General features: G+C 38.7%; 22 protein-coding genes and 1 riboswitch. Of the genes, 15 read left to right on the forward strand and 7 right to left on the reverse strand.

Features of this window, described 5'->3' with window-relative positions:
* Positions 1-11: 11 nt before the first annotated feature.
* Both ACNHOZ_RS04740 and ACNHOZ_RS04745 read right to left on the reverse strand, forming a co-directional pair.
* On the reverse strand, positions 12-1,445 hold the full coding sequence (locus tag ACNHOZ_RS04740; protein WP_048019914.1) for an alanine/glycine:cation symporter family protein: 1,434 nt from the start codon (positions 1,443-1,445) through the stop codon (positions 12-14).
* Between the two features lie 277 nt (positions 1,446-1,722).
* A complete protein-coding gene (locus tag ACNHOZ_RS04745; protein ID WP_028415080.1) occupies positions 1,723-2,343 on the reverse strand; it encodes a LysE family translocator in 621 nt (206 codons plus the stop codon).
* Positions 2,344-2,563: 220 nt separating this feature from the next.
* Between ACNHOZ_RS04745 and ACNHOZ_RS04750 the strand changes: the two genes are divergently transcribed.
* The 4 genes from ACNHOZ_RS04750 to ACNHOZ_RS04765 all read left to right on the forward strand — a co-directional run bounded on the left by ACNHOZ_RS04750 (position 2,564) and on the right by ACNHOZ_RS04765 (position 5,991).
* Positions 2,564-3,046, forward strand: a complete 483-nt coding sequence (locus tag ACNHOZ_RS04750; protein ID WP_048019915.1) for a GNAT family N-acetyltransferase — start codon at positions 2,564-2,566, stop codon at positions 3,044-3,046.
* Positions 3,043-3,969: a DMT family transporter gene (locus ACNHOZ_RS04755; RefSeq protein WP_048019916.1), complete on the forward strand. Its 927-nt coding sequence runs from the start codon at positions 3,043-3,045 to the stop codon at positions 3,967-3,969. The genes ACNHOZ_RS04750 and ACNHOZ_RS04755 overlap by 4 nt, the downstream gene beginning before the upstream one ends.
* Before the next feature lie 24 nt (positions 3,970-3,993).
* Positions 3,994-4,932 (forward strand): MBL fold metallo-hydrolase, encoded by a 939-nt coding sequence (locus ACNHOZ_RS04760; protein WP_048019917.1) that lies wholly within the window; start codon positions 3,994-3,996, stop codon positions 4,930-4,932.
* Between the two features lie 207 nt (positions 4,933-5,139).
* A complete protein-coding gene (locus ACNHOZ_RS04765; RefSeq protein ID WP_033579880.1) occupies positions 5,140-5,991 on the forward strand; it encodes a VOC family protein in 852 nt (283 codons plus the stop codon).
* 474 nt (positions 5,992-6,465) lie between these two features.
* Here the strand turns inward: ACNHOZ_RS04765 and ACNHOZ_RS04770 are convergent, their stop codons facing one another.
* A complete protein-coding gene (locus ACNHOZ_RS04770; protein ID WP_447697049.1) occupies positions 6,466-7,851 on the reverse strand; it encodes a protoporphyrinogen oxidase in 1,386 nt (461 codons plus the stop codon).
* A gap of 221 nt (positions 7,852-8,072) precedes the next feature.
* On the opposite strand from ACNHOZ_RS04770, the gene ACNHOZ_RS04775 reads away from it, so the two are divergent.
* The 6 genes from ACNHOZ_RS04775 to ACNHOZ_RS04800 all read left to right on the forward strand — a co-directional run bounded on the left by ACNHOZ_RS04775 (position 8,073) and on the right by ACNHOZ_RS04800 (position 13,777).
* The gene (locus tag ACNHOZ_RS04775; protein WP_033579882.1) at positions 8,073-9,398 is read left to right on the forward strand and encodes a metallophosphoesterase; all 1,326 of its coding nucleotides are present in this window, start codon (positions 8,073-8,075) and stop codon (positions 9,396-9,398) included.
* 158 nt (positions 9,399-9,556) lie between these two features.
* On the forward strand, positions 9,557-9,976 hold the full coding sequence (locus tag ACNHOZ_RS04780) for a GtrA family protein (RefSeq protein WP_048019919.1): 420 nt from the start codon (positions 9,557-9,559) through the stop codon (positions 9,974-9,976).
* Between the two features lie 37 nt (positions 9,977-10,013).
* Positions 10,014-11,699 carry a DUF6044 family protein gene (locus ACNHOZ_RS04785; RefSeq protein ID WP_048019920.1) on the forward strand — a complete coding sequence of 562 codons (1,686 nt, stop codon included), beginning with the start codon at positions 10,014-10,016 and terminating at the stop codon, positions 11,697-11,699.
* 12 nt (positions 11,700-11,711) lie between these two features.
* Positions 11,712-12,701, forward strand: a complete 990-nt coding sequence (locus ACNHOZ_RS04790; RefSeq protein ID WP_048019921.1) for a glycosyltransferase family 2 protein — start codon at positions 11,712-11,714, stop codon at positions 12,699-12,701.
* Positions 12,702-12,808: 107 nt separating this feature from the next.
* Positions 12,809-13,249, forward strand: coding sequence for a hypothetical protein (locus ACNHOZ_RS04795; RefSeq protein WP_028415071.1), 441 nt, complete (start codon positions 12,809-12,811; stop codon positions 13,247-13,249).
* Positions 13,250-13,330: 81 nt separating this feature from the next.
* Positions 13,331-13,777, forward strand: a complete 447-nt coding sequence (locus tag ACNHOZ_RS04800; RefSeq protein WP_048019990.1) for a GNAT family N-acetyltransferase — start codon at positions 13,331-13,333, stop codon at positions 13,775-13,777.
* Between the two features lie 12 nt (positions 13,778-13,789).
* Here the strand turns inward: ACNHOZ_RS04800 and ACNHOZ_RS04805 are convergent, their stop codons facing one another.
* A complete protein-coding gene (locus ACNHOZ_RS04805; RefSeq protein WP_014458607.1) occupies positions 13,790-14,086 on the reverse strand; it encodes a hypothetical protein in 297 nt (98 codons plus the stop codon).
* A 121-nt stretch (positions 14,087-14,207) separates the two neighbouring features.
* Positions 14,208-14,309: riboswitch (SAM riboswitch) on the forward strand.
* A 63-nt stretch (positions 14,310-14,372) separates the two neighbouring features.
* On the opposite strand from ACNHOZ_RS04805, the gene ACNHOZ_RS04810 reads away from it, so the two are divergent.
* The 3 genes from ACNHOZ_RS04810 to alaP all read left to right on the forward strand — a co-directional run bounded on the left by ACNHOZ_RS04810 (position 14,373) and on the right by alaP (position 16,696).
* The gene (locus ACNHOZ_RS04810) at positions 14,373-14,717 is read left to right on the forward strand and encodes a hypothetical protein (RefSeq protein WP_230624677.1); all 345 of its coding nucleotides are present in this window, start codon (positions 14,373-14,375) and stop codon (positions 14,715-14,717) included.
* A 100-nt stretch (positions 14,718-14,817) separates the two neighbouring features.
* Positions 14,818-14,976 carry a DUF1540 domain-containing protein gene (locus ACNHOZ_RS04815; RefSeq protein ID WP_016765258.1) on the forward strand — a complete coding sequence of 53 codons (159 nt, stop codon included), beginning with the start codon at positions 14,818-14,820 and terminating at the stop codon, positions 14,974-14,976.
* A gap of 316 nt (positions 14,977-15,292) precedes the next feature.
* Positions 15,293-16,696, forward strand: coding sequence for an alanine permease AlaP (gene alaP / locus ACNHOZ_RS04820; protein WP_028415068.1), 1,404 nt, complete (start codon positions 15,293-15,295; stop codon positions 16,694-16,696).
* A gap of 65 nt (positions 16,697-16,761) precedes the next feature.
* On the opposite strand, the gene ACNHOZ_RS04825 is transcribed toward alaP, so the two are convergent.
* Entirely contained in the window at positions 16,762-18,855 is a 2,094-nt protein-coding gene (locus tag ACNHOZ_RS04825; RefSeq protein WP_048019922.1) for a TerD family protein, read from the reverse strand.
* A 233-nt stretch (positions 18,856-19,088) separates the two neighbouring features.
* The gene (locus ACNHOZ_RS04830; RefSeq protein WP_048019923.1) at positions 19,089-19,487 is read right to left on the reverse strand and encodes a GNAT family N-acetyltransferase; all 399 of its coding nucleotides are present in this window, start codon (positions 19,485-19,487) and stop codon (positions 19,089-19,091) included.
* A gap of 112 nt (positions 19,488-19,599) precedes the next feature.
* Between ACNHOZ_RS04830 and pdxR the strand changes: the two genes are divergently transcribed.
* Both pdxR and ACNHOZ_RS04840 read left to right on the forward strand, forming a co-directional pair.
* Positions 19,600-21,009 carry a MocR-like pyridoxine biosynthesis transcription factor PdxR gene (pdxR, locus tag ACNHOZ_RS04835; RefSeq protein WP_048019924.1) on the forward strand — a complete coding sequence of 470 codons (1,410 nt, stop codon included), beginning with the start codon at positions 19,600-19,602 and terminating at the stop codon, positions 21,007-21,009.
* Between the two features lie 22 nt (positions 21,010-21,031).
* The gene (locus tag ACNHOZ_RS04840; protein ID WP_048019925.1) at positions 21,032-21,541 is read left to right on the forward strand and encodes a hypothetical protein; all 510 of its coding nucleotides are present in this window, start codon (positions 21,032-21,034) and stop codon (positions 21,539-21,541) included.
* A 51-nt stretch (positions 21,542-21,592) separates the two neighbouring features.
* Here the strand turns inward: ACNHOZ_RS04840 and ACNHOZ_RS04845 are convergent, their stop codons facing one another.
* Positions 21,593-22,312 carry a poly-gamma-glutamate hydrolase family protein gene (locus ACNHOZ_RS04845; protein WP_048019926.1) on the reverse strand — a complete coding sequence of 240 codons (720 nt, stop codon included), beginning with the start codon at positions 22,310-22,312 and terminating at the stop codon, positions 21,593-21,595.
* Positions 22,313-22,355 lie beyond the last annotated feature (43 nt).

Raw genomic sequence — 22,355 nt, forward strand, 5'->3', positions numbered from 1 at the left:
GGCTTTTTTTATTAGATCGCTTCTTTCGAGCTAGATTTATCTTTTGAATGATCCCATGCATCAATATCATCAAGTCCAGAAATGCTGTCTTGATAGAAGACAGGGTCTTTTCCAGCTTTCTTTTGGGCAAGATAATCTTTGAGTGCGGCAAAGGCCACTTTCGAGAGCAGGAGAATTGCGATTAAGTTGACTACTACCATAAAGCCCATAAACAGGTCTGCTAAGTCCCATACAAGCTGAATTTGAGAAATAGAACCGAACACGATCATTGCAAGCACAGCAACACGATAAGTCATCAGCCAAGCTTTATTCGTGTTCAAGAACTCAATATTTGTTTCTCCGTAGTAGTAGTTACCAATTAATGTACTAAACGCAAATAGGAAAATCATAATTGCAAGAGCACCTGTTGCCCAAGAACCAATATGAGTGCTTAAAGCAGCTTGTGTTAATTCAATACCGCTTAAATTTTTATTTGTATAAGTACCTGAAAGTAAAATGATAAAGGCAGTACTACTACAAATAATAAGCGTATCCGTTAATACACCAAAGGCTTGAATTAATCCTTGTTTTACCGGGTGGCTTGTTGTTGCAGCTGCGGCTGCGTTTGGCGCACTACCCATACCCGCTTCGTTTGAGAATAATCCGCGTTTAATTCCTTGCATAAGAGCTGCTCCAAGAGAACCTCCGGCAATTTGATCGAAACCAAATGCATTTTTAACGATTAACGCAATAAGAGAAGGCATTTCTTGAATGTTCATGATAATAATGAAAAGTGCTACTGCAATATAGGCAACAGCTAGTACCACAACAATGTATTCTGACATTTTTGCAATACGCTTAACTCCGCCAAAAATAATGGCAGCGAAAGCCACTGTCATAATAATTCCTAACACTAAACGATTTGTTCCAAACGCATTTTCAAACGCAAGAGTAATCGTGTTTGATTGTACAGCATTAAAAATTAAGCCGAATGATAAAGTGATTAAGACAGCAAACAGTCCGCCCATCCAGCGCTTTTTTAACCCTTTTTCCATATAGTAAGCCGGTCCGCCTCGGAAGCCGCCGTCTTTGTCTTTTACTTTGTATATTTGTGCTAACGTACTTTCGATAAATGCTGAAGCTGAACCGATAACGGCAAGCACCCACATCCAAAATACAGCACCAGGTCCCCCTAAAGCGATCGCAATCGCAATACCTGTAATGTTCCCCGTACCAACGCGGGCTGCCATACTGATACAAAACGCTTGGAATGGCGAAATTCCGTCTTTAGAAGAGCTATCCGCACCTTCTTTTAATACACGAACCATTTCTTTTAATAACCGAATTTGTAAAAACTTTGACCTGAATGTAAAAAACAAACCAAATGCAATCAGCATCGCAATCAGTAAGTAGGACCAAAGAAATTCGTTGATTGAACTAACAAAACCTTGAACTACTTCTTGCATAGTTTCACCTCTTCATAAATTATAGTAGAATAATAATAAAAAACGTGAATTTATAGAATTTTCCCTCTATTTAGATAGATCTCTCTATTTCCCCGCTGTTTTTCTTCATTATCCTTGTCGAATCTTGTTGCTAAATCTGAACCTTATATATATATAAAATAATAATTTTGGTCTTTTGTCAACTAACCTCACATGGAAAAATAGGGTGATATGACAAATGAAGCGGGTATGAAAAGGTGATAACAGCAGGGATGAAAGAAATTTCATTTTGTTTTAATTAATTGTTGCTAGAAAATAAAAGTTTTAGGCCAAGTACCCCAAAAACGGTTCCTTTTACATATTTTAATGTGTGCTGAAAGATACGGCTTTTTTTGACTTTCTTCCCAAGGCCAGAAGCAAATAGCGCAATAAGTGAAAAGATGATGAGCGTTTCGGCGATAAAGATGATCCCAAACAAAATCATCTGCAAACTTACATGTCCAAGAGACGAATTAACAAACTGCGGTAAGAACGTAATGAAGAAAATAGCTACTTTTGGATTGGTTAAGTTGCTAACAAATCCTTTTCTAAAGTGATGGTGGTGCTGAACGTTTTCTGTTAATTCCAACGGACCGCTTTTTTCGCGAAACGATTGGTAGGCTAAAAACAGCAGGTACAGAACACCTACAACCTTTAGAATCGTAAAGGCAATAATTGATTTTTGAAAGATAATAGATAGCCCCACTGCGGCTAAAAGAGTATGTACAAATGTTCCCGTAATGGATCCCAGTACGGTTTTGATGCCTGCTTTGACGCCTGAAGCAATACTTTGTGTCATTACAAAAATCATGTCTTGTCCTGGTATTAAGACAATGATAAGTGACACGGCTATGTAAGGTATAAGCCAAGAAAATGTCATGATGATTCCCTCCCAACAGAATTTTAACAATTTCGACAAAAAGTTCTCAAGAGTGTGTGCTAATGAATTAATAGTTTAATGGAGTAAAGCTAAGAGGATATAAGGGCGTAAAAAGAGGTTACTCTCCTTAATAAAAATCAATAAAAGGTGTAGGAAAAAAATAGGTGGTGTTGTATAATAATTCGATATACTTAATTTTTATAGAAAGAAGGTAAAATTTATGAACTACTGTTTAGCACAGCCGGAGGACGCTGCTACAGTTCACGATCTTATGCTGCAAGCCTTCTCCGTCTATCGCGATTCTGTCCCACCTTCCAGTGCTCTTGATGAAACAACGGAATCTATTATGCAATCGTTAAAGCATGGAAAAGAAGCTGTCATTTTATACGTTGAAAATAAGCCCGTAGCGATGGCGCGTTTTACGCTAGAAGAAACGAGCTTATATTTTTACCGTCTGTCTGTTATTCCTGCTTTTCAAGGAAAAGGACTGGCTAAACGGCTTATTCAATGGTTAGAAACATACGCCAAAGAGTGTGGTAAGGAAAGTTTATCATGCAAGGTGAGAATGAGTGTTTCTCGTAATATAGCTTTGTATGAATCAATCGGCTTTTACATAGAGAAAAAAGAAATCGTACATAGAGGGGGAGTGAATATTCCCGTAGTAAATATGAAAAAAGAGATTTTAAAAGGAGTAATGGCATGAATAAATCAACTCTTCCTTTACCGCCTCCTGTCTTTCTTTTAATTGGTGTATTAGCCGTTTCCTTTTCTTCTATTTTAATTAAATGGTCGGATGCGCCTGCTTCTATTTTAGGAATGTATAGACTGCTGTTTACCGTCCTTTTATTTTTACCGTTTTTACCATGGAGAAAAATGAAAATTCTTTTTAAAAACAGCACGGTAAAAGAATGGCTAATGCTAGCTGTATCAGGCGTGTTTTTAGGGCTTCACTTTCTGTTTTGGATGGAATCTTTTTCACATACAACAGTTGCTAGCGCGATGATTTTGACTGCGCTCGAGCCGGTCTTCGTAGTGATTGGAGCTTATTTTTTATTTAAAGAAAAAACAAGCAAAGTAGGAGTTATCAGTATTTTAATGGCTGTTAGCGGCTCGGTGATTATCGCATCGGGCGATATCGGAGTATCTAAAACGGCTCTTTACGGAGACTTACTTTCTGTTTTAGGTACAGTGGCCGTTTCTGTTCATATGCTGGCGGGGCAAGATCTATGCAGGAAAATGCCTCCAATCATCTATAGCTTCGCCGTTTTTTTAATCGGTGGACTGGTTCTATTTGTCTACAATATTTGTACAAACGTATCGCTGACTCAGTATGACACAAAGGATTGGTGGATCTTTTTGCTTTTAGCGCTTATTCCTAATATTTTTGGTCACGCCTTATTTAACTGGCTGTTAAAGTATGTAGGTGCTACAACGATTTCGATGGCTATTTTAGGCGAGCCAATTGGTGCCATCATTCTCGCCTATTTCTTGCTTGGAGAAATGACAACCATTTCTCAGCTAGCGGGAGGCATGATTGTGATGATTAGTGTGATGATCTTCTTAAAGCACAAAGCAGCAGAGCCCGAAAAAGTTATAGCTTTTCAAGAAAAGTCGAATACCAGCTAATGGGATAGGCAAGCAGCACCGAGTATGATACAGTTTATTTATCATTATTTACCATTTAGTAAAGAGGTTTTTATTAAACTACATAAAGCAGGTGTAAATATGCTGAAAAAACTAACGGACCACGTTTATTACTTTCCTCATTCTGAAGAAACGGATCGGCCGGTGCTCGGGCTTATATGCGGGGAAAAGTATAGTTTCGTCGTAGATGCTGGGAATTCTCCTGCGCATGCATCATCATTTTTAGAAGAAGTGGAAAAAATGGGAGCCCCTCCAATCAAAGGAGTAGCTATTACGCATTGGCACTGGGATCATACATTTGGCATTCATGCAATGAACAAATATACAATCAGCCATCATTTGACGAAGAAAAAGCTGGCCTATTTAAAGACACTGCGCTGGGACGATGATTCCTTGGATAAACGCGTCCAGGAAGGGGAGGAAATCGAATTTTGCCGGGATATGATAAAGAAAGAAATGCCGTGTCGAGAGACGTTAATTTTACGGGAGCCGGACGTAACGTTTCATCATCATATGGAAGTTGACCTAGGTGGAATCACTTGTTGCATTCAGCATATTGGAGGGGTACACGCGCAGGACTCGTCCGTTGTCTACGTCCCCAAAGAAAAAGTACTGTTTTTAGGTGATTGTCTATGTCCAGATTTTTATAGCGGTGACTGGAGTTATGATAAAGAAGACCTTGAGCGGATTCAGAGAGAACTTAAAAAATATGATGCGCAGTATTATCTTTCATCTCATTTTGACCCTGAAACTTCTGAGGAACTTTGGAGAGATTTAAACCAATTGAGTGCGATTGGAGAAATTGTAGGAAATGAAGTCGATTTAGAAAAAGCATGTTTTCAGTTTGAATGTGAAACGTATAAGAAGCCAACAAATGAGCAAAAAGAGAGAATACAGTATTTTGTTAATGGAAATGCAAAACGTAAAAGCAGAGAACTGTTTTGATAGTTTATGCATAGCCTAATGGTAAATAAGCCCGCCTGTTCATACTATATTATGAGCAGGCGGGCTTATTTAATTGGTTATGCTGTAATATGAGTTTTAAGTTATGATACTAAAATAAATAACTTGACGAAACAAAGTTATAAAAATATAATAAGTTACATAAAGTAAGTTAATTAAAAAATGATCTATTTAAAAGGAGAAATAATCATGAACTTTCACCGTGCACCCCATGTATTTGTTGGGAAAGTAAATTTAAAAGTAGAAAATTTAGAGCGTTCACTTGCTTTTTATCAGCAAATAATCGGGTTTAAACTTTTAGGGAGAAAAGAGAACAAAGCCTTGTTAACAGCTGATGGACGCACGGCGCTTTTATCGATTGAACAGCCGGAAAGCGTTACAGCAAAACAGCCTCGTACAACAGGCTTATATCATTTTGCTCTATTGTTGCCGACTCGTTCTGATTTAGGAAGTATTCTGCAGCATCTGTTAAATAGCGGTTATCCGCTTCAAGGGGCGTCTGATCATCTAGTGAGTGAAGCGCTGTACTTGGCAGATCCAGATGGAAACGGCATAGAGATTTATCGAGATCGTCCGTCAAGTACATGGGAATGGAATGACAGTGAAGTAGTAATGGCTACAAAACCTTTAGACGCAGAAGCGATATTATCTGAAGGAAACGGTAAACCATGGACAGGATTACCTTCAGCTACCTTAATGGGACATATTCACCTTCACGTTTCTGAATTAGAGCAAACGGAAAACTTTTATCGAAATGGATTAGGTTTTGAGGTTGTGAGCAATTACCATAATCAAGCCTTGTTTATTTCAACTGGCCGCTATCATCATCACATCGGACTAAACGTTTGGAATGGAATTGGAGCGCCTAGTCCTCTTGAAAACAGCGTTGGTTTGGACTCATTTACACTTGTTTTTCCAGCTGAAGAAGCAAGGGAACAGGCAATAAATCAGCTTCGTGAAATCGGAGCAGCTGTGTCTAAAGAAAACCAAGATTTCATCACAAAAGATCCATCAGGAAATATAATTAGATTAGTCCTTTAACATAAAAGCTGCCGCAGTTGGCAGCTTTTATTTATCGCAATGTTCGTCAAAATAGGCAAGAAATGTACACTTTTTTCTCAAATAGTAAGATGATAATGGCGAAAATAGTGTTATTTTCAGGGAAATAAACGAAGAGTCTTATGCTTAAAAAAGTTTGTAAACAAGCGTGCGTGGGAATAAAATACATATCAAGCATCATTTCTTATCATTATTGAATCTTTATATAAAGTCTTTCCATATAAAACCTTGAAGGAAGGGAGCGGAAACCTGTGAGATATAAAGTGAAACATTGGCTTAGATTAACTTCAGACGAGCGCTATCTTGTATTGTTTGCTACTGCTGCTTTGCAAAAAGAAAAGCGATAAAAGAGTTGTTAATAGTAAGGAAAGTAGCTTTATATGCTAACGAAAAGGTAATAAAAGGCCTGAAAATAATATATTTATTTTCAGGCCTTTTATTGTTTTCAAACCTTGTTTAAGTCAACTGTTGAGAGATAGCTTCGGCCGTTTGTTTGCCGTTTGTTATACACGCTGCAATCCCCACTCCATAGTAAGAACAGCCGGCTAATGTAATAGCGGGGTGCTTGTCATACAATTTTTGAGTCAAGCTGCGTACGAGTTCACCGTGTTTAAGGTGATAGGTAGGCATCAATTTATCCCAATTTGTTACGTCGCTTTCAATGGGCTGCTCTTTGATCCCTAAGCTGTTTTTAATGTCCTTTTGTGCCACTGCTAGCAGCTCTTCTTTTGACATCGTCCGCAGGCTGTCAAAGTGGTGACTCGTGCTTTTATAAAACAGGCGAACTAACAAATTCCCTCGCTTAGAGGTGTGAGCCCATTTTTTGCTCGTCCACGTGCAGGCATTGGCAATTAAGTTGCTTGATTGAGAGGTAATAAACCCGGTGCCTTCATCGGGAAGGTATTCGTCTGGAACGTCATAGCCGATGTACACGCTAATGAGAGAAGAATCTTTTAACTGCTCAAAGTCTTCGTTTAGTTCGGGATCGTTCAACAGATGCTGAGCAGCCGTGTGCGGTGTAGCTAACACCACGTAATCCGCTGAATAGGCTTGCCCCGGCGTAGTGATTTGATAGCGCTCATCGTACTGTTTTATGCTGGTGGTTGGCGTATCTTTTAAAATCGTTACATCAGAAAGCTCTTCTTCTAAGCGGTGAATAATCGTTGATAAACCTTGTTTAAACGAAATGAATTTTTTATTTCCTGCCGTTTTAAATTTTTTTTCATTGGCGCCCATTCCTTTGATGATGCTGCCGTACGTGTTTTTGTAGTCGAGCAGATACGGGAGAGTCGAAGAAATCGTGAGCTTGTCTAAATCGCCAGAGTAGACGCCCGATAAAATAGGTGCAATTTGCTTTTCTACTAGCTCTTCTCCTAAAAAATGTTTTAAAAAGAGTCCAATCGAGCTGTCTTTCGTAAACGTTGTATTTTTAGTAATTAAGTCTTTTAAAGCTGTAATTTTAGCTTTTGAAGAAATCAGCTCGCTTTTAAAAAGAGATTCCACGCTTGTTGGAATACCGAACATGGTATCTTCAGGAATTGGAAGCAGCTCATTAGCAGAGTAAATAAATGATTTGCCCGTTTCGTTATAGACTAAATCGTTTGTTAAGTACAGCTCTTCTAGCAGAGGCATAACGTTTTCTTTTCGAGCCACAATAGAATCCGCCCCTGTTTCCATAATAAATTCCCCAGCTTCACGCGTATTGATTTTCCCTCCTAGATGGGGATGTTTCTCTAGTAATAATAATTTAAGCGGAAGATTACGTTCTCGTTTTAGTTTCTGCAAATAGTACAGAGTGGTTAAGCCCGTAATTCCTCCTCCAATAACAGCGACCGTTTTCAAAATATTCACTCCTACATTTTCAACAATTAGTCTGTAATATACGAAAATCATACCACTATGACTAGGAAAAGTGTAATGAATTGATTGTGAACATAGTGTATGCAAACACGAAAAGAAATATTGAAACTATACGATTAGATATTTTGAAATTACATAAAATAAAAGCTCATACACGTAGAGAAAATGACTGAGACGCAGCAGTGAAGGAAGGAGGAAGCATCATGCTCGGCGGTTTTATGGAAACGCTGAAAAAAGACTGGCTCGCTTTAGTATTAATAAGTGTTCTTATATGCGGGATTACCTTAAATGTACGAGCTGAAGAGAAGAGCGGACGAAGCGGATACATCGAACCAAAGCTAGTTTTTCCTGTGATCAGTGATGTTCATATTAAGGAAACAGGAACGCTTGATTTGCGTACTTTTCAACATGCATTAACGCAATTAAATGAACAGGCACCGAAACAAGATGCATTTGTAGTCGTAGGAGATTTGGCCGACACAGGCGCGTTAAAAGAATACGATCGCTTTTTTTCTATTTATAATCAAAATAAACAGTCGCAGGCCGTGTCTCTTTTTACAATTGGCAACCATGAATACCGGGACAGTGTAACCAATCAGCAAGCGCAGCAGCGTTTTTTATCTAAAACCAAAATGAAGTCTCTTTACTTTCATCAAGTGATAAAAGGATATCATTTTATCATGCTTGGAACAGAAAGCCGTCTGACCGCCGGTGATTATTCAATCAAACAAATTAACTGGCTTGCTGAACAGTTGAAGATAGCAAAGCGAGATGATCCTAAAAAACCGATTTTTGTCTTTATTCATCAGCCTATTAACAATACATTGTACGGGAAAAACAGATGGGGGATAGAAGTGAATGAACAGCTTCTTTACAATACGTTAAAACCTTATCCGCAGGTCATTACGTTTTCTGGTCATACCCACCATCCGTTGGACGACCCTCGTACTATTTTTCAAAGAGATTTCACTTCTCTTGCAACGTCTTCTGTTCGGTATATATGGCCTGGTGCTGGATATTTACAAGGTGAACTTCCTCCTGGCTACCGAGATGTGAGTCAAGGTCTTCTTGTAGAGGTTTATAATCGAAAAGTAGTCGTTAAAAGGCGGGATTTTCACGCAAATAAGTGGACGGGAGAAGCGTGGGAAATTGACATACCTGCAGATACAAAAAAATTTCACTACACGAATGAGCGAGATTTAGTAAAACCGATTTTTCTTCCAAGCTCTACTATTTCTGTTATACAAGAAAAAGCTTCAGCAAATCAGCTTTATATCCAGTTTACGCAAGCGGTGGATAATCTGATGGTTCATTCTTATCGCATTACCGTCAAAAATAAAGAAACTGGAAAAGTGGTCAAAACATATAATGCATTTTCTCAATATTACAGCGATCCTGTTCCGGATGTTTTAAGTCTTCCGTTATCCGGTTTGCAGCCTCATACTGCGTATCAAATAGAAGTAGCGGCAGTGGATGCGTTTGATAATCAAAGCGATCAAAAATTAATGATTGAAGGCTCTACTAAATAGCTGAAAGAATCCTGATTTTTATTGATTCTTTTAGCTTTTTTTCATCTGTTTTTAATGTTATTTTCATTAGATTTTTAAGTGGAGTTGCTACACTGAAACTGTATTTAAAGTCATAATATGTAATTTTTATGAAAGTATCAAAATCAAAAGGAGTTTATATGAAAGGATCTTTTGTACGTTTTTTAGTAGTGGGACTGGTCAATACAACAGTAGGTCTCTCCATTATGTATGTGCTGCTTCATATCTTTCATCATTACTGGATAGCGACGTTCGTCGGCAATGCAGCGGGGGCAGTCGTCAGCTACGTGTTAAATCGAATATTTACGTTTAAAAGCGGAGTTCATTTATCAAAAAGCATACTGCGTTTTATTTTAGTTATCGGCATTTGCTACGGCTTGTCTTACTATATTGGACTGCAGTTCTCCAGCTGGTTATTGCATCAACTTCCTGTTGCGGTGCGTCCGTTCAAAAAAGACGTCGGTATATTAATTGGAACAGGTCTGTATACGCTTTTAAATTATACGGGTCAAAAATACTTTGTATTTAATACAAAAAAAGAAGCAGTCGTCCACGATTAGCTTTTAGTCATTATGAAATGGAAATAGGTGTTAACAGATGAAGAAAGAAACAGCTATGAATAAAGAAAAAACATTGCTTATTATCGCTTTCCTTTTGCTGCTTGCGTATGTATCTCCTATGTTTTTGCTTGGGGAAAATTCACATATACGCGTGCATGATAATTTAGACTCAAATATTACGTGGTATAAAGTTCTGCATCGAAGCGGAGAGCTGTTTGGCTCCAGTCATGCCGTATTACCTCAAATTATTAACGGATTGCCGAGGAATACGTTTGGAACAGAATTTAGCGGTATCCAGTGGCTGTATGGTGTATTCCCGACCATGCTTGCATACAGCCTGAGTCAAACGATCACGCGCGTATTTGCTTTAATTGGAATGTATTTATTATTAAAAAAGCATTTTATTAAAAGCAAGGATGCGTATGCGATTCGAGTGCTTGTATCGCTTGCTTTTGCACTTACGCCATTTTGGCCTTCGGGCATGCTGAGTACATTAGGACAGCCGCTGGCGCTGTGGGCGTTTTTAACCATTCGAAACCGCGAAGGAACGTGGAAGGAATGGCTTACACTTTTACTGCTCCCGTTTTACGCGAGCTTTGTGCTCGGGTTTTTCTTCTTTTTAGCAGCGATGGGGCTGCTATGGCTAAGAGACGTAGTAAAAAAACGAGCGTGGAATATTCCTTTTTTAAGCAGTATTGCAGCGATGACTGCTGTCTTTCTGCTCATTGAATACCGACTTGTTGATTCGCTTTTATTTCCGGAGGCCCCGACGAGTCGAAATGAATTTTTAAGCTCTACTCTAAGCTTTGGACATTCCGTTCGCCTTGCTTTGAAGAACTATACGCTCGGGCATACGCATGTAATGACGCTTCATACTTTTGTCATTTTGCCGCTTTCTTTTGTCGTATTGTGGTTTGTTGCTCGAAATCGCAAGGAAAAGCTTGAAAAAACGTTTTTGCAGTTATTTATTCTTAATCTACTACTGTCGATTTGGTATGCGTTTTGGTTTTATAAAGGTTGGGAGCCGCTAAAAGAAAAATATCAGCTTTTTAATACGTTCAACTTTGCTAGATTTCACTTTTTACGCCCGCTCATTATTTATTTGATGTTTGCCGCTGGCAGCTATGTTTTATGGAAAAGGAGCAAGGCGTGGAAAAAGTTTGTGTGGGTATGTTTGATTTTACAGCTGCTTGTGTTATTTATAGCAAATCCTGAACTTTACTATCGCTACAATCACGAGCCTTCAGTCAAAGAATTTTATGCTGTGCATCAATTTGATGAAATAAGTAGATATATTGGAAAACCTAAATCATCTTATCGCGTAGCGAGCATAGGGCTTCATCCATCAATTGCTCAGTATAACGGCTTTTATACGCTAGATACGTATAACAACTTCTATCCGTTAACATATAAACATGAGTTTCGCAAAATTATTGCCAAAGAGCTTGATAAAAATAAAAAACTAGAAAGCTACTATGATCATTGGGGCAATCGCTGCTATGTGTTTGTTAGCGAGCTAGGGAAAAAATATGATTACCGAAAAGACTCAACGAAAAAAATCCATCATTTGCAGCTTAATATCAGCCAATTTAAGAAAATGGGCGGTCGCTATATTTTTTCAGCTGTGCCAATTGAAAATGCTGAAAGCGACGGTTTGCACTTTTTAAAAGCATTTAACGATAAACAGTCCGCTTGGAAAGTGTATGTATATGAAGCAAAGTAAGGGGGCAATAACATGAACAGACCTATTTTAACGATCGTGGTTCCATGCTACAACGAAGAAGAAGTATTCACAGAGACGTCTTTTCAATTAACTACTGTAGTAAAAGAACTGATTAATGAACGACTTGTATCAAGTGAAAGCACTATTTTATTTGTAGACGATGGAAGTAAAGACAGCACGTGGTCGCTTATTGAAAAAGAAAGCTGCAGCAATTTGTTTGTAAAAGGGTTAAAGTTAGCGCGAAATGTAGGACATCAAAATGCTTTGCTTGCAGGACTAGAAGCAGCTCATAAGCAATCTGACTGCGTCATTTCCATTGACGCGGATTTGCAAGATGATATCAGCGTCATTCGTACTTTTGTAGAGAAATATTGGCTTGGGTATGAAGTTGTATATGGCGTTCGAGACAGCAGAGAAACCGATACATTTTTCAAACGAACCACGGCAGTAGGGTTTTATCGTTTTATGAACAAGCTAGGAATTCAGCTCGTTCAAAATCACGCTGATTTTCGCCTTATGAGCAAACGTGCTCTTGGTGAACTCATGAAATATAAAGAAGGAAACGTCTTTTTGCGGGGCCTTGTACCATTAGTAGGATTTCGCTCCACGGAAGTCACATATGACCGCAAAGAACGGACGGCGGGTGAGTCAAAATATCCGCTAAAGAAAATGCTCGCTTTTGCATTTGACGGGATTACGTCTTTTAGCGTAGCACCTATACGCTTACTGACGCTGCTTGGAGGAGCTTCGTTTCTCTTTAGTATTTTGTTTGGCATTTATGCGCTGATTCAAAAATATTTAGATCATACGCAAATTGGCTGGACGTCTCTTATTTTATCAATTTGGCTTGTAGGCGGCCTGCAGCTAATGGGAATAGGTCTTGTCGGAGAATACATTGGCAAGATTTTCAACGAAGTGAAACAGCGTCCTAAATATGCGATTGAAAGAGATTTATATACAAAACACTCGTTAGACACACAAAAAGATTTGCTGATGCATTAATTAAGAAGCTTCTCCTGAATGGAGAGGCTTTTTTGTTAAAGTGTTTATCATAATTTTTAAGGTAATAGGAGATGCTACTACTAAAATTTCTAAGGAGATCAAAATCTATGAAAAGACTACTTTATACAGTCAGCACTTTTTGTTTTGTTTGGCTTGCTTTTGCAACCATTCATGTCAGCGCTCTTTCGATTGAGAAACTTCCAATGAAGAAATCATCTGAACAATGGTCGGTCGAACTGACAAAAGCGAGCATGACGGGAGATAATCAGCTAAAGTGGAAAAATAACGTCTATCATACATATGGATTAACCGTTGAAAACATTGGAAAAGACGTAGAGCGTGTGCAGGTCCAAGCTTTTCGGCACGAAGGAAAAAATAAGGCGAAATACAGCTTGTTTTCTCCTATTGAAAGGTCTAACTTAAGCAAAAGCGGTCAGCGTTTTCGCTATGCCAATTTTGCTGTTCCTGGAAAAGCGGCAGGCTTAGACATCATGATTAACTGGACGGATGAACAAGGCAACCATCAAGAACATTTTGAATTTAAATAAAAGTCTTCGCTTAGGCGAAGACTTTTTTTTGCAGGAATTTATCTCTGTATGTGGAAAACGAACACGAAAGGAGAGATTGTGATGATTGCAAAAGCTACTGAAGAAGAAATACAGGAAATTCGGAAGAAATCTGCTGATGCGCTGTTTGAAGGAACAACGCATCAGTTTCAACCGTCAACTGAACGCGTAAATGAACTAATTGATAATGCCCTTGAAAAAGGGTGTTATTATTTAGTATCTAGACAAGAAAATAAACTTGCAGGCTGGGTTTTTGTCGGTCCATCTGCCGACTTCTTTTCAAAAGCAGAAATTGGCTTTATCTACGAGTTATATGTTTTACCAGAATACCGCGGGCAAGGTCTAGCCAAGCCGTTAATGCAAAAAGCAATTGATGAATTGTCTATCAAAGAATACCCTGAAATCAGACTCAGCGTTCATGCTGGGAATTTTGCACAGCATGTGTACCGTGAACTTGGATTTGTAGATAAACAAATATCAATGAGCCTACAGGTGGCAAAACGTCCGTAATGTTGGTGAATGTCAGCGAGTCCATAAAACATAAGATGTTATACATGCGATGAGGTTCGGTAATGAAAGTAAAAGCAAATAAGTAGCCCAAACGGTGCTTTTATCCAGTGATTCAACAGCTCCGGCACCTGTATTACCTGAGGAGGGAGGATCTTCAAGCGCGTTCATAACTAAAGCCGCCGCTGCTAAAATAATCCCTCCAATGCTTCCGGTTGTTTTGACAATTGCAACGTGGAAAGTAGATGAAAAAGCAATGCTAAGAAGCAGCAGCAAGCTTCCCAAAAAAGCAGATAACATATATCGTTTCATGTGCTCACCATCCTTTATAAAATCATACCATATTTTACTTCTTTTTTCTTTTTATTGAAAAGCTATTGACGTAACCTATAAAACATATTAGAATAGTCAGAAATAATTTAAAAACGAAATATTCTTATCTAGAGAGGTGGAGGGACTGGCCCTTTGAAGCCTCAGCAACCACAATTATTGAATGGTGCTAATTCCAGCATAGCCTAGCTCTGACAGATAAGAAGAGGAATCTTTTTCTATGATGAAATCCTCTTCTTAGGAAGAAACATTTCGTATAGAAAAGGTGATGACATTGAAAAATACACAACAGGCGCTAAGCGTTGATGATTATTTAGATCTATACTTGTTAGCAAAAGAACTAAAAGACGAAACGTGGCAGCAGGAAATTTTAGCCGCGCTAAAAACGAAGCAAAATCGTTCATTTGAAGACAAACAATCCGCACTCGTTCAAGAAATATGGGAAGATTTTAAACAGTTAAATGAAGATATTTCTTTTACGTATCGCTTAATTCAAGAAGAGCCAACTAATGAACAGTTTCAAGTTAAATTAAGGAACTTGAGAGAACGGCGGATCACGCTGAGTCGTGAATTATATTTAGCTAAAAAACAGTATGTTGAACACACGCAGTAAAAGGATCCGCTTGATAAACAAGCGGTTTTTTTGCATGTGAATGTTAGAAGCGTTCTATTTCGGGTAGTAAATAGATAAGACAAAAAAAGGAGGGATAACAGTGGCCCAAGGTGTATTATGTGAAGTGAATGAGTGCATGTATTGGAAATCGGGAAATAAATGCAGTGCAGAGTCCATTTACGTTGTGAGTCCTGAAAGTAGTCACCATGTTTCTGAAACGGAAGAACCTGGCTGTAAAACTTTTGAACCCGCGAGATAAATGCTAGTTTTATAAAAAAGCATAAAATGAACGATGCGCTGACGGAGTTGAGTCGGCGTTTTTCTATTTTTTTAAAAAATACTATTACTTAGGTGCGATAATAAATACATAGTAAAAAAGCAGTGTCTACGTCTAATTGTGCGTTTAAACAAAATGATACGATAATTTTTTTGTTTTTCGACAAAAGAAAAGGGAGAGAAAGGTGATAGAATACAAATATACAGCCTAGCTGACTTTTAGCATAAATTTATATGAAAGCGCTAACAAAAAGCTGTATTCATCTCGTTTTGACAGATTGGAAAAAGGGGAGACGTTTATGCAGGGGAAAACTCAGGGGAAAGAATTGAAACGCGGGTTAGAAGAAAGACATGTGACGCTGATGTCCTTAGGAGCAGCCATAGGGGTAGGGCTGTTTCTTGGATCTGCATCTGCTATTAAATTAGCAGGGCCGGGAATATTATTGGCGTACGGATTTAGCGGAATGATTATGTTTTTTATTATGAGAGCACTTGGAGAAATGGCGATTCAAAAACCTGTTGCAGGTTCATTCAGCAAGTACGCGCGCGACTATTTAGGGCCCCTTGCTGGTTATCTAACAGGTTGGAACTACTGGTTTTTATGGGTTGTAACATGTATGGCTGAAATTACAGCCGTTGGTATTTATATGGGATATTGGTATCCGGATGTACCAAACTGGATTTGGGCGTTATCGGCGCTTGTCATCATGACAACAGTTAACTTCTTAGCTGTTAAGGCATATGGTGAACTGGAATTTTGGTTTGCACTTATTAAAATTTTAGCGATTGTGTTAATGATTGCCGTTGGATTATTAATGATTGTGTTTGGAATCGGGAACGGCGGCGTTGCGACGGGTATTAAAAACTTATGGGACAACGGCGGGCTGTTCCCGAACGGATTCAAAGGTATTTTACTGTCGCTGCAAATGGTTATGTTTGCATATTTAGGAATTGAAATGATCGGCGTTACCGCGGGAGAAGTGAAAAATCCAGAAAAATCTCTAGCAAGAGCGATTGATTCGGTCTTTTGGCGTATTCTTATTTTCTACGTTGGTGCATTATTTGTCATTATGTCAATTTATCCTTGGCAAGAAATTGGTTCACAGGGAAGCCCGTTTGTATTAACATTTGAAAAAATCGGGATTCCAGCAGCGGCAGGCATTATTAACTTTGTGGTGCTAACAGCAGCTCTTTCTTCTTGTAACAGCGGTATTTTTAGTACAGGCCGTATGCTGTTTAACTTAGCAGAGCACGGAGAAGCTCCAAAAGGATACGGTCAGCTGACAAAAGGCGGCGTACCTGGAAAAGCTGTTTTAGCATCAGCGGGTGCGTTATTAGTCGGAGTAGCGTTAAACTACATTGTGCCTGCCAAAGTATTTACGTGGGTAACAAGCATTGCAACATTCGGTGCGATTTGGACATGGGGAATTATTTTGCTTTCTCAAATTAAGTATCGCAAAACGCTAAAAAAAGGTGAAGAGGCAAAGTTAAAATACAAAATGCCTTTATTTCCGTTAACGTCTTATGTGTCACTTGCGTTCCTAGCGCTGGTGGTTGTTCTTATGGCGTACAATCCAGATACAAGAATTGCAGTTGTTATCGGACCACTATGGTTTATCGGTCTTATTATCGCGTACTACGCAAAAGGATTTCATAAACGAAGTCAAGGTTCAGCTGGGACTGAGCAAAAGCTAGTGAAGTAAACGAAAAGACCTCTTTCTTGGAAAGAGGTCTTTTCGTTTATTTGTTCTTACTTTCCTATAAATAATTAGTTTAGGTAGGTTTCAATAATTGTTTCAATATCATAAGGAGTAACACCTTCATCAAGCGAATAAATAGTGTCAGCTTTTTGTTTGTCATGGACAAGTGTTCCTCTAGCTTGTGCGTGAAATGAAAAAAGATCATAAAGCGTTGGCTTTAACAGCTTTGTCATGGCTTTTCCCATAAGAGAGACCGAACCATTGTTTTGTTCAAGATTATTTTCAAATTCAACATGGTGATGCAGCGAAATATCCGTCCAGATTAATTTTCGCTCTTGTAAATCAAAAATTAAAGGGATGGAGATGGTGGAATCACTAGCAAGATCTACTTTATTTTGTACGGTAGAAGGTTCGAATATCTCGCCGGACTCTATGTGCTGTCTCATCATCCATCCTCCAAAACATTCGGGAAGCATAACAAAAGGCTGGACAGAAAATGAATAAACGTTCATCAATATATAACGGCCGCCTTTTTTTAGAATCGTAGGGATATGCAAGTCAATAAATTCACATGCCCCGTTAGGAGCAGATGTAATATCTCCGCTGTGAAAAGCTTTGAAGCTTTTTGAAGATAAGTTTGTATAAGAAATATGCTCTTTATACTGCCAGTTTTCATCGTAAATTCCGGCAGATAAATCAATATCTACACTACCGGTATGTTCACCATTTGCAAAGCCTTCTTTCCACCAAATGAAAAAACGAAGCGTATCGCCTTCAGGAATTGTTAATTTACTTCCCCTGCTAATCGTTTTTAATGTTTTGCTGCTTGAACGCTGTGAAAACGGTATAGTTTGTTCACGCAAACGTTCATCAAGCCATACATTTCCAAGAGGTGGCAACTTAGCAAAACGGTCATGTAAAGCATCTTTGCATGCATCTATTACACCATCACAAAGATTTTTACGAAGAGAGGGTAAGGGATTATCAAGCGCCATTACTTTGGACACATTCCCTTTTGGAAACACTACGCGCATATCTTGTCTATGATGTCGATGTTTCATATGTGAATAGAGCTGAAGCAGTACTGGCGTAGAGACGTGATGAGCGACTGCTGCAAATGCTGTAATAATAGAAGCAGCTTCTTGTTCCCCAGTAGATAAGCGCAGCAAATGGTCAATTCGTCTAGCAAAGTCACCTGGACGTTTTTCTAAAAGTGAAACTGCTTTTGAGACGTCTTGTTGCTCGAGTGCTTTCTCTAATTTACTATAGAACGTCAATGGTCTTTTATGATTCCGAACAGTATCGAATCCTTTAGCAGCATGAGGAAATCGATGTTTGTATTCTCCAGGATGTAAAATTTCACCTAAACGAATCCACTTTACTTTATAACGAAACATATCTTCTTCTACGTTTGGAGTGCTTTCTAGCAGCTGCAACAAGCTTCGGCGTTCAAAACGACTAAACTTCTTAAATAAAGTGGGTGATGAAAGACTAATATCGCCATCAGATAAAGCGGTTGCCAAACGTAAGACATCTGTTGCTGTTTTAAAATAAGAAGACAAGACATCAATAGGTAGTTTTTTTGTCTTAATTAACACTGAGCTAACAAATGCAGCATTTTCTTTTTGAGGAATGACTGCTGGAAGTAGATCTAATGCCGGTAAATTGATAAGAGACCATTCGATGTCTGCTCGATCCGTTTGCGATAATGAGGTATTTGCACCAATTAATTGGCATATCATAAGGTCAAATTCTTCATCTGTTCCGAGGTCAATAATCCGTAAATCTGTAGTATCTAACAGTGGAAAAACATCTTGTTTTTCACTGTTTGGTAAAACCCCAGTCAGATAGTGAAGTACGGCATTTATGTATAGTTCTGCTTCGGAAGCTTGCATGACTTCGTTTGGAAAGTTAGGATACATCGGTTTATATTTGACATGAGCGCCAACAAGTCTTTTTAAAGATAAGAGAAGCTGCTCATAAAAAGACATAAATTCGTAGAACGGAAGAGTGAGTAACCGATCAATTAAAGAAGTTGAAGCTGTAAATCCTAATGCCTCAATGTTTTTTAACATGGAAGCTACATAAGCAGGGGATAATATATCTGATCCTTGCTTCACAATTACTTTAGACTGTCTTCTTAAAAAAATATCGTTTTTCATTCAAACACCACCATGTATGATTTGCACAGAAAAAGCCAGGCGCTGTGCTTCCTGACTTTGAATATATGTATAGTTAAGTTAATAGATTAAGGAAAGCGATACCTCTAAATTCTAAGAGTTGGATGAGAAGGAAGAAGTATCATAGCCTTAATCTTTGAATATTGTAACATCATATCAAAAAGATGTAAAATAATAATAGTTTAGTAATAAAAGGAATTTTTTATCTTTTTTATCTATTGAATTCTCCCAATTTTAAACCCATTATCAATCTGATGAAAGCCGACTTTTGGATAGTAGTTCATAGCAGAAGGAGCGGAAAGTAAAATGAGCGCGGCTTCTTCACCGATTTCTGATTGAACGTGCTTGATGAGCTGTGTGCCAATTCCTTGATTTTGATAGTCTTTTACGACAGCTAAATCCGATAAATAGCAGCAGTAGCTAAAATCTGTTAACGCTCTGGCTATGCCAATGAGTTCGCTGTCTTTCCAAGCGGTAATGGTAAGGGAAGCATGATCAAGCATTCTTTGAATCCGATCAAGATCTTGTGCCGGACGTTTAATACCTGAATATACAAACACTTCAGCAGCTTGTTCGGCACGGATTGAGACGTTGGTTTTGTAAGTAATGGTCATTGTGTCATCTCCTTGATTTATAAGATATAGTCCAGTATATGAAGAATCTGAACTGAGAATAAGTGTCAGAAACAGTAAATTTAATAGTGTCAGTTAGAAAGGAAAGAACATCATGTTAGAGTTAATGCCTTTGCTCGATAAAAGAAAAGCAGATCCCTTATACATGCAGCTTTATACTTACATAAAAAAACAAATTCAAAAAGGCACCATTCCGCCTCATGAAAAACTGCCTTCTAAACGAAAGTTAGCTCTTCATTTAAGCATTAGCCAAAATACGGTTGAAGCGGCTTATGTACAGTTAGAAGCTGAAGGCTATATCGAGATACTAGCCAGGAAAGGAGCATTTGTAAAAGAGATAAAAAATGAAGTCGTGCTTCAAAAACAGCCTCCCGCCTATGTCTCTTTACCGCAAGAAGAAGGGAAATCAACTGTCATTGACTTTAGCCATGGAAAGGTAGACGTAGAAAAATTTCCGTATAACACGTGGAAAAAGCTAACGGTTCAAACAATTTATCATGATGAAAGCCAGCTTTTTTATAGCGGACATCCACAGGGCGAACTGCTTCTTCGTCAAGAAATTGCAGCGTATCTTTATCATTCAAGAGGAGTGCGCTGCACAGCGGAGCAAATTGTGATAGGTGCAGGTACACAGTACCTCATGTGGCTGCTTTCTGTCATTCTAGGAAAAGAAAAGATAATTGGGTTCGAAAACCCAGGCTTTCACCGAACGAGGCACGTTTTTCAAGAACAAGGCATGTCGGTCGTCCCTATTTCTCTTGATAGTTCTGGCTTGAAAGTGAAGGAACTGAAAGAAAGCGGAGCGGATGCGGTGTACATTACGCCGTCTCATCAATTTCCTGTTGGGATGGTCATGCCGATAGCAAGAAGACTTGAACTATTAGAGTGGGCGGCAGAAACGAATGGCTATATCATAGAGGATGACTATGACGGAGAATTTCGCTATAAAGGAAAACCGATTCCGGCCCTTCAAGGATTAGATCAAGACGATCGCGTTATTTATACGGGTACGTTTTCAAAATCGTTGATGCCTTCTCTTCGAATAAGTTATGCCGTCCTGCCACACCGGCTTCTTACAAGTTATATGAAACACTGTGGACTTTTTAAACAGCCTGTTTCAAGGCTTCATCAGCATACGCTTTTTCTGTTTATGAAAGAAGGGCACTGGGAACGTCACTTGAATAAAATGAGAACAGCATACCGTAAAAAACAAGCGCTGCTGCTAGATTGTTTGACTACTATTATGGGAGAATGTGTAGATGTTATTGGAGAACATTCTGGCTTGCATATTCTTCTTAAGGTAAAAAACGGAATGAGTGAACAGAAACTAATTGAAGCAGCTGCCAAGCAAGGGGTAACGATTTATCCAACATCTATTTATTATCATAGTGCGGGTGAAAACAACACGCCCTATGTATTGCTTGGATTTGCAGGACTGTCTGATGGAGAAATAAAAACAGGTGTAAACCTGCTGTTTAAAGCTTGGTTTGAACAGAAGGATTAAGAGGTACGCTGGGGGGATTTCTATGAAAGTAAAGCGGAAATTGTTTGGTTTATGGACAGGAGAGCTTACGGCAGCTTTACTGTTTGCTGCGCTGTGGATAGGGTACTTAAATGAGTTTTCTCATCTGGCTTTTTATTTAACAACGTTTTCAAGTGTGTATGCTTTTATTATACTTGAGTTTATCCTGTTTCAAGGAAGCTTGTACTGGTTTATGAAATGGAGGCGAGTGAGCCGAAAAGAAGATTCTCATTTGCCCTCCAGCTACATTCAGTTGTTTCTGCTTTTTAAAAAAATGAATAAAATTCTTCTTACGTTAGGTTTAGGTGTACTCATTTACCACTATATGCAGTTAGGGGTTAAGGGACTTGCTTTTTTTCTAGGCCTTTACGCGTTTGCTTGGATTGAATATATTAACTACTATGTGATTAAACTTTGTTATCAAAGTCCAAGTGAAATCAAAGAGTTTTTTGAGAAAAAAGGCTTTAAACGATCTATTTTAGCGAGAGAAATAGATAAAAACCAGCGCGTTTGATTATACAGACTGCGCTGGTTTTTTTGTCTGGAAATCGAGAATTTTTGAAAATTAGTGGATCTGTAGGTAAAGGAAAGTTTGATAGGAAGAGGATGCTTCTTGTAAGGAAGATACGAATGTATAAAAAAGAGGTGTTACATTCATGCGGTTGTTTCTTGACCAGTCATGGTTTGCGAAAAATGATTTTCTTAGTTCGGCTGTGAGTTCAAGCTGCACGCCGGCTTTTAACAGGTTATCGTTCACAATGTTTTGTTCGCTTGTTCCCGCTATGTTAGAAGGAGCGTCACGGACGGTAAAGCCGTTTTTGCGCAGTGATTGCTTCATCAGCTCTTTATAAAGCTGATTTTTTCCACCTATATACACGATAGGCTGACTGCCGCTGTAGCCGTGAATCGTCAAAACGTACATGCTTTGCTGAGCCATTCCTCTAGCAATCGGTTCGTCAAAGTTTTCTGAGGTTATGTGCAGAACTCCATTGTTAGTGGACTTGATGCCTTCGAATAAATAATAAGAAGCAGAAAAGCGATCAGCGAGTTCTTTGGCAACTTCTGATGTACCTGGTTCAATTCCGCCGCCGTGAATGGCCATAATGGATAAATAGCTAAAGCGCTGCTCGTAGCGAATGTCGTAGTCTTGGTGAAGAATTTCGTACTGCTGCAGTTCTGCATAAGAGGAGTAATAGTCACCGCTTGCATAAGAGGGAGGGGGAATCAAAAAGCAGTACATAAAACATAGCAAAATGCTTGTACTCCATTTGAATAAACGGTTCATTAATAATCACCTCTATTTATTCTATGATAAATAGAGGTGATTA

The sequence above is a fragment of the Priestia sp. D51 genome, assembly GCF_053345675.1.

Bases quoted from the DNA above. Each gene is read 5' to 3' on its own strand.
- ACNHOZ_RS04785 (WP_048019920.1), top strand. From the start codon at position 10,014: ATGAAGAAAGAAACAGCTATGAATAAAGAAAAAACATTGCTTATTATC.
- ACNHOZ_RS04780 (WP_048019919.1), top strand. From the start codon at position 9,557: ATGAAAGGATCTTTTGTACGTTTTTTAGTAGTGGGACTGGTCAATACA.
- ACNHOZ_RS04765 (WP_033579880.1), top strand. From the start codon at position 5,140: ATGAACTTTCACCGTGCACCCCATGTATTTGTTGGGAAAGTAAATTTA.
- ACNHOZ_RS04750 (WP_048019915.1), top strand. From the start codon at position 2,564: ATGAACTACTGTTTAGCACAGCCGGAGGACGCTGCTACAGTTCACGAT.
- ACNHOZ_RS04825 (WP_048019922.1), bottom strand. From the start codon at position 18,855: ATGAAAAACGATATTTTTTTAAGAAGACAGTCTAAAGTAATTGTGAAG.
- ACNHOZ_RS04760 (WP_048019917.1), top strand. From the start codon at position 3,994: ATGATACAGTTTATTTATCATTATTTACCATTTAGTAAAGAGGTTTTT.
- ACNHOZ_RS04740 (WP_048019914.1), bottom strand. From the start codon at position 1,445: ATGCAAGAAGTAGTTCAAGGTTTTGTTAGTTCAATCAACGAATTTCTT.
- ACNHOZ_RS04810 (WP_230624677.1), top strand. From the start codon at position 14,373: ATGACATTGAAAAATACACAACAGGCGCTAAGCGTTGATGATTATTTA.
- ACNHOZ_RS04790 (WP_048019921.1), top strand. From the start codon at position 11,712: ATGAACAGACCTATTTTAACGATCGTGGTTCCATGCTACAACGAAGAA.
- ACNHOZ_RS04840 (WP_048019925.1), top strand. From the start codon at position 21,032: ATGAAAGTAAAGCGGAAATTGTTTGGTTTATGGACAGGAGAGCTTACG.
- ACNHOZ_RS04800 (WP_048019990.1), top strand. From the start codon at position 13,331: ATGATTGCAAAAGCTACTGAAGAAGAAATACAGGAAATTCGGAAGAAA.
- ACNHOZ_RS04845 (WP_048019926.1), bottom strand. From the start codon at position 22,312: ATGAACCGTTTATTCAAATGGAGTACAAGCATTTTGCTATGTTTTATG.
- alaP (WP_028415068.1), top strand. From the start codon at position 15,293: ATGCAGGGGAAAACTCAGGGGAAAGAATTGAAACGCGGGTTAGAAGAA.
- ACNHOZ_RS04745 (WP_028415080.1), bottom strand. From the start codon at position 2,343: ATGACATTTTCTTGGCTTATACCTTACATAGCCGTGTCACTTATCATT.
- ACNHOZ_RS04830 (WP_048019923.1), bottom strand. From the start codon at position 19,487: ATGACCATTACTTACAAAACCAACGTCTCAATCCGTGCCGAACAAGCT.
- ACNHOZ_RS04795 (WP_028415071.1), top strand. From the start codon at position 12,809: ATGAAAAGACTACTTTATACAGTCAGCACTTTTTGTTTTGTTTGGCTT.
- ACNHOZ_RS04775 (WP_033579882.1), top strand. From the start codon at position 8,073: ATGCTCGGCGGTTTTATGGAAACGCTGAAAAAAGACTGGCTCGCTTTA.
- ACNHOZ_RS04805 (WP_014458607.1), bottom strand. From the start codon at position 14,086: ATGAAACGATATATGTTATCTGCTTTTTTGGGAAGCTTGCTGCTGCTT.
- pdxR (WP_048019924.1), top strand. From the start codon at position 19,600: ATGTTAGAGTTAATGCCTTTGCTCGATAAAAGAAAAGCAGATCCCTTA.
- ACNHOZ_RS04755 (WP_048019916.1), top strand. From the start codon at position 3,043: ATGAATAAATCAACTCTTCCTTTACCGCCTCCTGTCTTTCTTTTAATT.